At 46.8% G+C, this 13,725-nt stretch carries 11 protein-coding genes; 4 read left to right on the forward strand and 7 right to left on the reverse strand.

Annotated features, from left to right (window positions below):
* Positions 1-109: 109 nt before the first annotated feature.
* Positions 110-1,555, forward strand: coding sequence for an Ig-like domain-containing protein (locus AC5JBY_RS00840; protein ID WP_495902638.1), 1,446 nt, complete (start codon positions 110-112; stop codon positions 1,553-1,555).
* A gap of 158 nt (positions 1,556-1,713) precedes the next feature.
* Here the strand turns inward: AC5JBY_RS00840 and AC5JBY_RS00845 are convergent, their stop codons facing one another.
* From AC5JBY_RS00845 to AC5JBY_RS00870, 6 genes are all read right to left on the reverse strand, one after another.
* Positions 1,714-2,010: a winged helix-turn-helix domain-containing protein gene (locus tag AC5JBY_RS00845; RefSeq protein ID WP_495902639.1), complete on the reverse strand. Its 297-nt coding sequence runs from the start codon at positions 2,008-2,010 to the stop codon at positions 1,714-1,716.
* Positions 2,010-2,621 carry a hypothetical protein gene (locus AC5JBY_RS00850; RefSeq protein ID WP_495902640.1) on the reverse strand — a complete coding sequence of 204 codons (612 nt, stop codon included), beginning with the start codon at positions 2,619-2,621 and terminating at the stop codon, positions 2,010-2,012. Before AC5JBY_RS00850 ends, AC5JBY_RS00845 begins: the two co-directional genes overlap by 1 nt.
* Before the next feature lie 3 nt (positions 2,622-2,624).
* Entirely contained in the window at positions 2,625-3,224 is a 600-nt protein-coding gene (locus AC5JBY_RS00855) for a hypothetical protein (protein WP_495902641.1), read from the reverse strand.
* A 94-nt stretch (positions 3,225-3,318) separates the two neighbouring features.
* Positions 3,319-3,975, reverse strand: coding sequence for a hypothetical protein (locus AC5JBY_RS00860; RefSeq protein WP_495902642.1), 657 nt, complete (start codon positions 3,973-3,975; stop codon positions 3,319-3,321).
* 43 nt (positions 3,976-4,018) lie between these two features.
* Positions 4,019-4,312, reverse strand: a complete 294-nt coding sequence (locus AC5JBY_RS00865; RefSeq protein ID WP_495902643.1) for a 2TM domain-containing protein — start codon at positions 4,310-4,312, stop codon at positions 4,019-4,021.
* Positions 4,313-4,358: 46 nt separating this feature from the next.
* Entirely contained in the window at positions 4,359-6,626 is a 2,268-nt protein-coding gene (locus tag AC5JBY_RS00870) for a TonB-dependent receptor (RefSeq protein ID WP_495902644.1), read from the reverse strand.
* 760 nt (positions 6,627-7,386) lie between these two features.
* On the opposite strand from AC5JBY_RS00870, the gene AC5JBY_RS00875 reads away from it, so the two are divergent.
* From AC5JBY_RS00875 to AC5JBY_RS00885, 3 genes are all read left to right on the forward strand, one after another.
* Positions 7,387-9,837 (forward strand): M14 family metallopeptidase, encoded by a 2,451-nt coding sequence (locus tag AC5JBY_RS00875; RefSeq protein WP_495902645.1) that lies wholly within the window; start codon positions 7,387-7,389, stop codon positions 9,835-9,837.
* An 18-nt stretch (positions 9,838-9,855) separates the two neighbouring features.
* On the forward strand, positions 9,856-12,222 hold the full coding sequence (locus AC5JBY_RS00880; RefSeq protein WP_495902646.1) for a T9SS type A sorting domain-containing protein: 2,367 nt from the start codon (positions 9,856-9,858) through the stop codon (positions 12,220-12,222).
* A 128-nt stretch (positions 12,223-12,350) separates the two neighbouring features.
* Positions 12,351-12,716: a DUF4870 domain-containing protein gene (locus AC5JBY_RS00885; RefSeq protein ID WP_495902647.1), complete on the forward strand. Its 366-nt coding sequence runs from the start codon at positions 12,351-12,353 to the stop codon at positions 12,714-12,716.
* 49 nt (positions 12,717-12,765) lie between these two features.
* On the opposite strand, the gene mdh is transcribed toward AC5JBY_RS00885, so the two are convergent.
* Positions 12,766-13,695: a malate dehydrogenase gene (mdh, locus tag AC5JBY_RS00890; RefSeq protein ID WP_495902648.1), complete on the reverse strand. Its 930-nt coding sequence runs from the start codon at positions 13,693-13,695 to the stop codon at positions 12,766-12,768.
* Positions 13,696-13,725: the final 30 nt, after the last annotated feature.

Here is a 13,725-nt window from a genome sequence, read left to right on the forward strand (position 1 = left end):
GCCCTCATTCGTATTCCCTTGATACCGTATTCTCCTTCCTTTGAATGCCTACCGATGAATGCATTTCATCACTGACTTACTTATTCTAAACTCTGAAACTTACACAAAAATGAAACGGAATTTTACTTCCCTTGTACTCTCATGCCTATTGGCTACCTCAATCGGAGCAAACGCTCAGGTAAACGAAAAATTCAACTCACGTCCCGGTGCTACACTCGCTCAGGTTAAAGGTTATCTGCAAGACCGTTGCTGGGTAATCAACGGATTCGATGTAAACAGTGGCTGGACACCTGGTATCGAAGGCGATGGTGCGATGGTATCTGTATCTACCAGCGCTACTGCTACACAAAATGTTGGTATCTACTCACAGATACTGGATTTGCCCGGTGAACTGACAGTTTCTTTCCGCTATAAGATCAGCGACCAGCTTCCTGCCGGCGCAAAACGTTGGATCGATATTTATTTAACTTCTCCCGACCTGATCAATGCAGGCCCTGCTATGGAGCGTATCGAGATCCCCAGCACGGCAGTACCTGGTCAGGAATATACTTTCAGCAAAAATTTGACTCCATGGGTTTCAGGTCCTTACAGGGTTTACCTGAATTACCAGGGCACAGGTGGAAATACAAGGCTCGCTATCGATAGCCTTTTAATTAATGTCCCGCTTTATTATCCAGGTGGTTGTAACCCAGCACCCGTTGCAAATAATGATAATTTCAACGGTGCTGCCAACCGCACGGCTTCTGGTGATGTATTGTTAAATGACACCGATCCTAACTTCGAATCATTTGACGCTTACCTCACACAACAGTCTCCCAACGGTACAGTAGTATTGCAACCCAACGGTTCATTCACTTTCACACCGAATGCTGGCTGGACTGGTTCTTCTACCACCTTCAAATACAAGATTTGTGACTTTGGATACTATCCTACTTGTTCTCAGGATGCCACAGTTACCATCGTGTTCACTAACGCTACATTGCCAGTAAGCCTGGTTGATTTCAAAGGTCTGTACCAGGATAAAGGCGACGTAGAACTGACATGGTCTACCAACTTCGAGCAGAACAGTGATCGCTTTGAAGTAGAAAGAAGCCTGGATGGTTTGAAATGGGATGTAGTAGGTACTGTTAAGACGGGTGCTAACTCAGCAGTAAAGAAAAATTACCAGTACATCGACGAGGTAGGTCGTAACACAGCAAACAAGAAAGATATCTACTACCGCCTGAAACAAGTTGACCTCGATGGTCGCGAATCACGCAGCAGGATCCTGATTGTAAGAGTGTACAACACACGCTCACTGAAGATGGTAAGTGTGAGCCCCAACCCTGCGAAGAATGATATCGCTGTAAACGTTCAACTCAATGAAGACTCTTATATCGTAATGAAAGTGATGAACTCGAATGGTGCAGAAGTATTACGTAAGAGTGCGAAGGCCGGCGCTGGCAACAACAGCTACCTCATGGAAGGCAGCAGCAGCCTCAAGCCTGGTATGTATGTCCTCGAAGTGACTATTAACAGCAAAGAACGCATGATCGTTAAGCTGATTAAAGAATAATTGGTTAGGTTTCAACAGAGGTAAGAAAAGCATCCCCCCGGCCGAAAGGTTTGGGGGGACTTTTTTATGTAAGCTGTCGCCCTGAGAAGTTGGTTGTCACCCTGAGTCTGTCGAAGGGTGTTTAGAAAGGGCTTCGACAAGCTCAGCCTGACATGGAATTACTTGTTTCCCGTCCCGAGATATGACTGTAAATTCTGAACGTATTCTTCAAAGGCCTTTACGCCAAGGGGAGTGATCTTGCAGGTAGTTTGCGGGTAGTTGTCTTTGAATTGTTTAATTACTTCGATATAGCCCGCCTCTTTCAATTTATTGATCTGTACACTCAGGTTGCCGGCAGTAGCGTTCGTTTTCTCCTTGATGAAGGTAAACTCCGCTTCCTTCACGCTGATGAGGAGTGAAACAACCGCCAGCCGTAGCTGTGAGTGTAGTATAGGATCTAATTCTTTGAATTCCATTACGCAATAATTCGATCTGATGACTGCATCTTTTTCTTGTAATCCGCCCTTAACATATATCCCGGGATGAGGTAACCTACCAGTACCGCCACCGCAGAGATCATCATATCGTATCGGAAACTATCGACCCAGAAAATAGCAAGCGCGCCAATCCAGTTTACCCATGCACCAACAATGAGTGGACGAAAACGAATAGCGCTGCCATGAATAAACATCCAGAAAGCATACAGAATATAGAAATAGCCAAATGAAAAGACACTTTGCGTGATATAGCTGGAAGCCACAATAGCAAAAAGGCTGATGAAAAAGCCACTCTCGATCTTATTCAGCAACTCGTGTACGTAACTGTGTACCTTTTCCTCCCGCTGTTTGCGCAGGTGCCCCCAGGCATAAACAACAAGCCCTACCGCCAGCATGCCCAGCCACAAATAGCCGATATACCTGCCCAGTTGCATATAGCTCATGACCACTGAACCAACAGAGGCGCCAAACAACAACCAACCCCAGATAAGCCAGCCATCCCCCTTTTCCCGGTGCTCATCTTTGGCCGTCTGTATCATGCGTTGTATCAGCAACAGGCTCTCTTCGCCCGAGAGTTTCTTTTCTTCCATAACTTATGCGTTTTCTTTTTTGTACCTGGCTTTCAATAAATAGCCCGGAATGATCCAGGCAATGATCACGGCCAGTGGCAACAGCAATAATTGATATTCATTCTTCACTTGCGGTGCAATAACCGAGAGTATCCAGCAGCAAACCCCGCCGATCCACAAAGGCTTGAACCGGAGGATAACGCCCGACAGGAAGGTGGGCATCCCATACAAAGCGAGGAAACCAGGGCTGATGAACTTGTAGTAGTCTTTTCCCATCACCTGACCAAATAGGAAACCAAAGAGGACCATCAATATGATAAAACAAAGCCACACATATCCAAGGATGTCATCCGTATAAGTTTGCACTTTGGATTTATTATTCCGGCGGCGCAGGTAGATGGTCTGGTAAATGACAACGATCCAGGTAGCAAACCACACCAGGTAGTGCTTTTCAAACTGGAAGAAATGTTGCAATACAAATTGAGCAAAAGCACAGATCAATACCGTCCAGCCCCAAAGCAAATACAAATGCCCGTTCTCACTGAAACGGTTCTTTGCCTTGTTGATCATCGATTGGATCAGTTCAAGACCCTCAGCCTGTGTAAATCCGGGTTCCTTTTCCATAGTAAATAATTGCGGTTGCTACCGTGGGTCAAATATAAAGTTGTCCACGGCAAATCTGCTGCAGGCAGGCCGTGGACAATGCACATGATATACACTATTTTATCTGCCCCAGGAAATACAGTACTTGCGACTTGCCCCACTGCGGGTGAATAGTTGATTCAGCTTTGTAACTATCGTACTTTTTCAGGGATTGCTCGAACAGCGCTTTAGCTTCTGTCTTGCTGCCGCCAAACTGCTCAGGCGTGTAGAATTTATCTTGACCTTCCAACAGGTAAACCCTTGGGTTTTCAGGATTCAGGGCTTTGGCTTTTTGCAATGCTTCAGCAGCCACTGGACCGTAGGTCATGTAGCGGTTCATGGGATCCGCCATCATACGCGTGGTCGCGATCATCTTTTTTACACAGTATATCTCTGAGTTTTCTTTCGTCAAAGCCTCTGCTTTGCTGATCAGTTCCTGCGCTTTGTCGGCCAATGGATCGATCTTGTCGGGAGTGGGAGCTGCCCCTGAAGAACCAGACATAAGACCACTCATTACATTACCAAGTGCAGCATAGTAGTAAGGCAACCATTGCGTTTTTTCGGCATCTGCAATACGTTGGAAAGTATTGGCAGCATCAGTCCATCCCTCGGCAGTGTGCAATGAATCGAGGTTGGCGATGGCAGCTTGCATGGCCTTGGTGTATTTCTCACTCTGAGCGGATGCAGCGGCCACTATCAAAAGGCAGGCGATCGATGTAAGTATATTTTTCATATTGCTGTTTTTATAATAATTGAAAAAATGAACTAATGATTGATTATTTCTTGTTACGCGTCAGTTTCTCGTATTCTTTCTCGGCATCGTTGCGCTCTGAGAATACAAAAGCACCCAGGAAATGGAAGGCTAAGCCGATACCCCATCCCAGCATGGGCCATACGGGCCAGGGCAGTCCATTGTGAGAATAATCCTCTTTACCGTTGACTGCCCATATTACCCAGAAAAAGGCATTGAACAGAACATAACTCAACAGGTGATATTTAAAGCTGGCGCGTCTTTTAGCAATTTCCCACAAGTGGGGGTCTTTTTCATTTTGCTTGTTGTCGTTTTGCATAAACTGATATTTTTTATTGTTTTGGTATTGGTTAAAGTATATCGAATTATAAATTGCTGTTGATAACATCCTCACTCCTGTCTACACCAAAGCTCAGGAAGCAGCCCAGGAAGAAGAAGCGCTTGGCAGTAGGAACGATTGCTTCCTTACGTCCATTGGCTGAATAATTGTAACCGAAAACCTGGTTATTGCCAATGACATTGTTGACAGAGAACACCCACACCGTAAAATTCTTAGTCTTTGTATTACCAATGGTGGGCAGGTAGTTCACACTAAAGCTCATACTGTGATAAGGAATAGTCTTGCCCTGATCGGCTATCACAAACTTAGCGCTGCCATTGTCATAACGGATATTGTAATAAGGTCTGCCGGAAGCAAAAGTGTAAGAACCATTGAATTGCGTTTTAAGCTTGGTTACAAACTTCTTTACTACGAGGCTCGCTGTATGTTTAGCTGCAAAGTTGGGTTGAATAGCCTGGGGGTAGTTCAGATAATCCCTTTTGGTGTCGAGGTAAGAATAAGAGATCCAGTAATCCACATTCTTTAATGATTTACGGTCTCTCCAGAAAAACTCGATACCCTTCGCATCGCCATAGCCACCGCCGCCCACACTATCGATTACATTGTTGCCTTTGCTGATGAAAGTCTTAGTCAACTCGTCGTACTTTTTGTAAAACGCTTCTACGCGCAGTGTGTAATCCTTGCTCACCTTTTGGTAGTTGGCAATGTAATGCGTTGCTTTTGTATAAGCGAGGTCATTGAAAGCATATCCCCGCAGGTAATAATCCTTCTCAGGTTTTTGGTAGAAGATACCGTACGCCAGTGAAGCCTGTGCTTTAGCCCCTACTTTATAAGCCAGCGATACACGGGGAGCAACATTAGCTTTGTCCAGTTGAGACGAATGCTCTAAACGACCACCCACTTTAGCTGCGAGATCGTTGGTGATATAAAGGTCAGTCTCTGCAAAAGCCGCTTTGAAATGATCGTCTGCATTGGCAATTGACTTGGGTACAAACTGGTTGGTGAAATCTGTGCGGTCTTTGAAGTACATATACTCGCCCCCGAAACGGATAGCGCTAAGACCGTACAACCTTCTTTCCAATACAGTCTTGATCGTTGCCAGGCTGCCGTAAGATTTTACCTGGAATTCTTTTCCACCATAAGGATCAACAGTTATTTGCTGAGGTTCGTTGCTCAGATTTTGTAATTGATTGTTGATCTTATCGGTGTTATCACTATACGAAGTACCCATGTACAGGTGCCATTTCTTACCGATCTTTTCTTTCCAGGAAAGGTTGGCGTACACGTTCAGGTTCTTCAATCCAAATGCGTTCTTCAGGCCTGCAGAGTCGATATCCGTTCTGCGTACGCCCAGGTGACTGTAGTTGAAATAGCCATAGAACTTGATCATACCAGTTTTGGAAGTCTTGATACGGAAGTTGAAGTCGGTATTGTGAAACTCAGGGTTCCTGAAGTTGTCTACCCGTTGCTTGATGAGCGCGAAATAAGCAAACAGGTTCGTGTAGCTATAATTGAAGCCCCAGCTGGCTTTCTTATTCTTCGAAAGCTCCTGGTAGCCTGCGTTGAGGCCTACAGTAGAAACGCCCACACTGGCAGAAGTTTGATCAGGAAGATCGATCGATTCAAGGATCAGGGCAGAAGACAATGCCTGTCCATACAAAGCAGAGTAACCGCCGGAACTGAACACGGTGCCTTTAAAGATAAAAGGAGAGAAGCGGCCACGCTGCGCGATATCAGGCACGCTGCTGAAGAAAAAGTTGTTGACGAGTGTACCATCGATAAACACTTTGGTTTCCTGTGCCGTACCACCCCTTACAAACAATCCTTCACTTTCACCCACTTGCTGAGCGCCGGGTAAGGTCTTGATGGCGCTGGTGATATCCGCATTGGCGCTGGCGGTAGTAACGATGTCGATGGGGTTGAGCACTGTTGTGCGCTTGGTATCGCTGGCCTCGAAAGAGCCGGCAGTGATCACCACTGCTGTTAATTCATTAGGTTCTTCTTTTAGTATTACGTCCACGGTGAGCGCACTGCCGGCGAGGTTGATCTTTTGCTCATAAAGCTTAAAACCGATGGAGGTCACCAACAAAGTTTGCTCCCCTTTTTCAGCGGTCTTGAACCGGTAGTTACCGGTTGAATCGGAAGTACCTCCATCGTAGCTGTCTTTAATGGCTATACTGGCGCCGTTCACAAGGCGGCCTTTATTATCACGCACTTTACCCGAAACGGTGGTCTGGGATGAACCGCAGATCCAGGTCAGTAACAGTAGTATTATGGGGATCAATTTTAACATGGCTGGTTGTTTGATAGACCAAAACTAAAGTAGTTTATAAAATAAACCAAATAATATTTTAAAGTTGTCTATCTCAAAAGGCATAGAACTACTGTTTAACCCTTTAAAGATGCCTAATCAACTGTATAAGAGATAAATAGATAGATTTGAGAATGTTTCATCTTTTAGGTACCCATGTACCAACCATGTGTCAGAGATGTGTGCTTCATTGGTAAACACCCCCATTTGACACATGGTTGGTACATGGATGACACAACCCTCACAGAAGCATAACGGCCCCGATTGGCCAAGGTAGCTGGGTATTTTCCGTATGGGGTTTTTACCTTGCAGAAGAAAAAAAATTGATCTATTCTTGTACTAACCCTTCTTCCGTAGAAGAAGACCTCGACCTAACCCACGAGGCAGTTTATACCCTAACCCAACCAACCGAAAAGGCTGAGGCAGCCTTTGTTACTAACCCCTGAACAGCCGTCAGGCTAACCATTATTATCAATTAATCCGGTACAAAAAATCTGTACTATGAAACACGTTTACGCTGTATCCAACAAGCGCGCCCATACCCGCCAGGGGCGCCACCGTCATTCCGCCATCTTCTGCAACCCGCTATTTTACCGGCGTAGCTGACAAACTAAATACCAGGCATAAACCTATGCGGCATGCACTATCGTGCACTTGCATGCTGAAGCGGCAGTATCTGTGCGCCAGGTATTTCTTTTGTCCAAACCCTGCATCGTAATGCTTAACCCCAAAGATTAAGCCTATGAAACCGATCCATTATTTAATTGCTTTACCCTTAATCAGCCTATCTACTACGATAAGCGCCCAGCAAACATTCAGCCGTGTACGCCTCTCTATCCCCGGAGAAGGATTGGCCTGGCTGCAGGATCAGGGCGTGGATTTTGATCATGGTGAGCTGAATAAAGAAGACAATACTTTCACCACTACGATTGATAATATCTCACTGGCCAACCTGAAGAAAACAGGCGCCCGTTATTCCATTATAATAGAAGATGAGGTCGCACATTTTAATCGATATGCCCGTAAGGAGAACTTCTACCAGCAGACTGATGCCATCATGCTGAATGGGAAGTTGAACTTCGAAAACCCCTGCGGTTCTCATTACACCAATATCACAGTGCCGGCAGGTTTTATTCCCGGTTCCTACAGAGGCTACTATACTTTCCAGGAAATGCAGCAGCGCATCGACTCCCTGGTGAACCACTATCCCGGCCTGGTACAGAAAATTGTTTTGCCTACTACCACGCTCGAAGGAAGACCGCTGATCGTGGTGAAGATATCCGACAATGTATCATTCGACGAAGCGGAGCCCGAAGCATTCTATACGGGCCTTCACCATGCACGCGAAGGCATGAGCATGATGAACCTCTTCTTCTTTATGCAATACCTGGTAGAAAATTATGCTACCGACAACCGCATTAGAGAACTGGTAGATAGCCGCGAGCTGTTCTTTATGCCCTGCGTAAATCCGGATGGCTACCGGTACAATGAAACCAGCCAGCCCAGCGGAGGCGGCATGTGGCGAAAGAACCGAAGAGTGAACGGTGGTAGCCAGTTTGGGGTGGACCTTAATCGTAATTACAATGTTGATTGGGGTGTCACTGGTTCCGGTATCAGCACTTCGCATAGTCCCAGCAACGATGCTTACGTAGGGCCTGGAGAGTTTTCTGAAGAGGAAACCCAGGCCATTCGTGCTTTTGCTGAAACACGGCATTTTGCCATTGCCATCGATCACCATGCCTATGGCAATTATTATGTAACGCCCTATGGCCGGCCGGCCAATCACAGCTTCTCTGCGGCTGATGTTTCTTTCTACAGTTATGCCTCTGCATTGATGGCCCGCTACAACGGTTACTTCGCCGGCGATGGCATGGCCACAGTAGGCTACTATGCAGTAGGCAATTCGCGCGATTGGCACATTACCGGCGATATAGGTCAGGGCACCAAACAAAAAACCTATGGATATACCGTTGAAATAGGCCCGGGCGATTATGGCTTTTGGCCATTGCCACAATACATCATCCCGATCGCTAAAAGCATGTTGTTTGCCAACCTGCAGATGGCTTACATGGCGGGCTCTTATTTCGAGCTGCAGGATATGAACACCGTGGCAGCCAACACCACTACAGGTAATTTTGCTTTCAGCCTGCGCCGCATAGGCATTACCAATGCGCCGGTAACAGTGTCCATCACTCCAATCGAAAATATTCAGTCGGTAGGCAGCGCCGTTACCATCAACAGCTTTGCCAACTATTTCGATTCCGTACAACGGAACATTGCCTATACATTGCCAACAGGATTATCTGCCGGCGCGCGTATACGGTTTGTTTACCAGATCAGCTCCGGTGGTATTAACCTGTATGATACCATCACCAAATTATATCAGCCGCAACCACTCTTTAGTGACAACATGGAGTGGACCTCCAGTAGCAACTGGACATTGAGCGGCTCTTGGGGCACCAGCACTACATCCGCTTACCAGGGAAGCAGGGCATTGAGTGAATCCCCAGCCGGCAATTATGGATCTAATGTTGCCTCTACTGCCACCTACAATGGCAGCTTCGACCTCTTCAACGCTACAGCAGCTTACCTGTCATTCTGGGTAAGGCACCGTGCCGAAAACTCCTATGATAAGCTGCAGGTGCAGATATCAACCGGTGGAGGTTATCAACCGGTGTGCGGCACCAATACGGTGTCGGAAGATGTCGGCACATTGGGCAGCCAGCCTGCTTTGACTGGTATGCGCGAAGCATGGACAAGAGAAGTGATCGATCTCCGCAATTACCTCGGCAATGCCACTGTGAACCTGCGCTTCCGGTTTACCTCCGATGGCGCCAACACCGCAGATGGTTTTTACATCGATAATATCGAAGTAGTGAAATCATCGCTGCAGTTGCTGGAACATAAACCTGTTATACCTGCGGAACTGATCACTAAGTACGGTATCAATGTTTATCCGAATCCTGTAGTGCAAACCCTGCATATGCGGTTCAGCTTGCATACAAAATCAAAATTGTTAATCACGATCACCGACATCGCGGGTAGGCTTACCTGGCGGCAGGAGGTGAGCGCCGATAAAGGTACCAGCAGCAGGCAGTTGGACGTAAGCCAGTGGCCGGCTCAGTTGTACCTCGTAAAGATCAGTAACCAGCAAACCGGCGAAGTGTCCGTGTTCAAGATGATAAAGAAATAGTTCTTAAAATCCATTCCAATGAAAACAAGATCTACTATCCTGATTGTATTGATCCTGTTACTGCTGCTGTGGGGTATGGCAGAGAAATCGCAGGCTCAAAGCGTCGACCTGAGTAAATCGGTGGCCAATATCACTACCAGTGGTAATGGTACCAGCGCGGCTGAAGGGCATGTGCTGGAATACACGATCATCGTGAAAAACCTCTCCACCGTCAACCTCACCAATTCAATGTTGTATGACAATATTCCTGCCGGCTGTATATATGTAGCTGGCACTACCACGCTGAATGGCGCGGCAGTTGCCGATGTGAGCGGTCGTATGCCCTATGCCAATACGGGCGGACTGATCAACTCACCCGCTGCTGGAACAGGCATATTGACAACAAATAATCCGGCTACCATTAAGTTCAGGGTGCGGATCACTGCCAACGGTGGTAACGTTTCCAACTTTGCCATGTTGGAATGTATCAGTCAGGGCACCAGTGTGGCGCAGAGCTCCAACACCGTGTTTACCAATCTGGCACCCGATCCGTTATGTACCATTGTTTACCAATCGACCGCTGAAACAACAGATGGCATTCCGCAATCGCCTTCCAATAAACCTTACCGCTATATTAAAACAGTGAACACAACAGATGGCACTGCAGGCCCAATGATCTATGATGGCGCCAGCGGTCTTTGCTACAACGCGTTGACCGGCGCTACGCTGCCCGTTGGTAGTGTGCTGACCTATGCTTCTGCACTGGCTTATGATAAAAACTCCAACCGTATTTATTTTGTAAACAATCATACTACCGCGCCGCAAGATCTTAGTTATATCGACCTCAATGCTTCACCCGTTTGTGCAAGAAGGTTTGTTGGTTATCCACTGGAGACCAATCTTTCCAGCGGCTGGAACATCAACCGGATGTCCTTTTGTTCGGATGGTTTCGGATATGCCGTTACACAAAATGGCCGTGATATTATCCGGTTCTCTATCAACCCGTCAACCGGAGTTCCCATCATTACAAGGCTCGGTGCGTTGATCAATGACCTGAACAATGGTTCCAACAATATTCTTTCAGAAAGCGGTGGTGATATTTTTGGTGATGGCTCTGGTAACCTGTACCTGATCGCCAACTCCAGTAACCTATATAAGATCAATCCCAATACCCGTATTGCAACATTCCTGGGTGCTATCAATCCTTTTCCAGGTACATCCAATTCTATGGCTGTTGACCCTGCAGGCAACGTGTACATTGGTGGTGCTTATCGAAATGTATTCAATGTAAACCTCGCATCTATGGCGGGCGCTTCTATCGTTACCGACTCGCTGAATAATGTGTGGAACAACGGTGACTTTACCAGTTGCGGCTTCCCGGTGCTATCGCCTGTGTTGATCGCTAACAAGACTTACCGCAATATCAATGGTAACCCCGTTGTAATAGGTGGTGATACCGTGGAATATGTTATCGAGGTAATGAATACCGGTAACCTGAATGCGGCGGGTGTAAAGCTGTACGATGGTATCCCGGCCAGTACTAATTATATTCCTGGCTCTACTACGCTGAATGGTGTGCCTGTTGCCGATGCTGGCGGCGTGATGCCTTTTTCTGTAGCAGGTGGCCGTTTGATCAGCTCTGCAGGTCAGGGCAATGGTATCATCAGGCCGGGTGTAGCTCACAAAGTAGTAATGACCTTCCGCGTGAAAACGGCGCCCAATACGTATGTATGTAATCAATCGAAAGTGATGCTGTTTGATATCAATGGCAATACTATCTTCATCAATACCAATGACCCTACACAGGGCGGTGGAGGTTTGCATCCTACCTGCTTTTTTGCCAATGGCGTATTGCCGGCCAATAACCTCTCCTTCAAAGCCAGCATCATCGATACAAGGTCTATCCTGCAATGGAGTGTGAAAGAAGAACACAACGTGGCTCATTTTGAAGTAGAGTATTCAACGGATGGCGTTAACTTTTCAACGCTTGGCAAAATATATAGCAAAGGCAACACGGCAGGCATTAACAGTTACCAGTTTACAGATGATGACAACAGTATTGCTGTCAACAGATACTACCGGTTGAAAGTAACGGGTACAAACGGTGCATATATGTATTCAAACGTCATCAGGCTCAACCTGCAAAACCTGCAGGTGACGCGCATTCAGCCCAATCCGTTCGATAAGGTGATTACTGTTCAATTGTACCTGCAACGTGCTGAACGCGTTCAGCTGCGGCTGGTAGATATGTATGGCCGGGTGGTGTATCATGCTGCAGAACAATTGAGTAAAGGAACCCATTCACTCACAGTGCAGGTGCCAGCAGGGCTTGCTGCCGGCACCTATGTAATGTCGCTGCTGGCCGGCACCGATGATCTTTACCAACAGAAGTTGTTAAAGCGATAATAAAAGTTTAACTTATGATCAGAAAGGGTAGCATCATTCGGTGCTGCCCTTATCCCGCCTTTTTTATCCTGCCCTGTAACAAATCGATTGGAAGTACTACTTATATAATATACTTTAAAACAATCGTTATGAGTCAGCAAAGCAGTTCATTTCTGGGAAGTGAGGAGCAGCCCTTGTCTACTCCTACGTCTGATGAACGTACCATGGCCATATTGTGCCATGTGTTATGTTTGGTGGTGAGCTTTATTGCACCACTGGTCATTTACCTCGTAAAGAAAGATGAATCGAAGTTTGTAGCAGAGCATGCCAAAGAATCGCTCAACTTCCAGATCACCTGTGTCATCATCTGTGTGGTATTGTTCATAACGATCATAGGCATATTCCTGCTTTGGTTGTTTGGCATCATTGCCACCATCCTTATAATCGTAGCTACCATTAGAGCCAGCGAAGGAAAAGTATACCGCTACCCCTTTAATATCCGGCTGATACGATAATAAAAAAGGGCGCCGCAGGCGCCCTTTTCATATAGTTGCAAGAACTTGTTTACAAGGTCTTCAATACGTCGTTCATACTTCTTACTGCATCCGCACTCTTGCTGAAAAGCGCCTGCTCGTCGGCATTCAAACCGAAGTCAAGGATCTTTTCCCAACCGTTGCGGCCAATGGTTACAGGCACACCCAGACAGATATCTTTTTGTCCATACTCACCATTCAGGGATACGCAGCAAGTGAAGAGTTTCTTTTCATCACGCACGATGCTTTCTACCAGAGCAGCACCGGCAGCACCGGGAGCATACCAGGCAGAAGTACCGATGAGCTTGGTAAGCGTAGCGCCACCAACCATAGTATCGGCAACGATCTGCTTTTGTTGTTCTTCGCTCAGGAACTTGGTTACAGGAACACTGTTCCAGGTAGCGAGGCGGATGAGAGGGATCATGGTAGTATCACCGTGACCGCCAACAACTACAGCATTCAGGTCGGCAGGGCTGCAACCGAGGTGCTGGCTGAGTTGATATTTGAAACGCGCACTGTCCAGGGTGCCGCCCATACCGATGATACGGTTTTTGGGAAGACCAGTAGCGGTGAGCGCCAGGTAGGTCATAGTATCCATAGGATTGCTGATCACGATGATGATCGCATCCGGAGAATATTTCAGAATGTTTTCGCAAACGCTTTTTACGATACCGGCATTGGTGCCAATCAGCTCTTCACGCGTCATACCCGGTTTGCGGGGAAGACCGGAAGTGATCACTACTACATCGGAGCCGGCAGTTTTAGAATAATCATTGGTGCTGCCTGTGATACGGGTGTCGAAGCCCAGCAGGGTAGCGGTCTGCATCATGTCCTGCGCCTTTCCTTCAGCAATACCTTCTTTAATGTCCAGCAATACCAGTTCAGTGGCCAGTTCTTTACGGGCAATATTATCGGCACAGGTAGCACCTACAGCGCCTGCACCCACAACGGTTACTTTCATCTGAAAACAATTTTATGAGGTTGATCAAAC

Source organism: Paraflavitalea sp. (assembly GCF_059502485.1).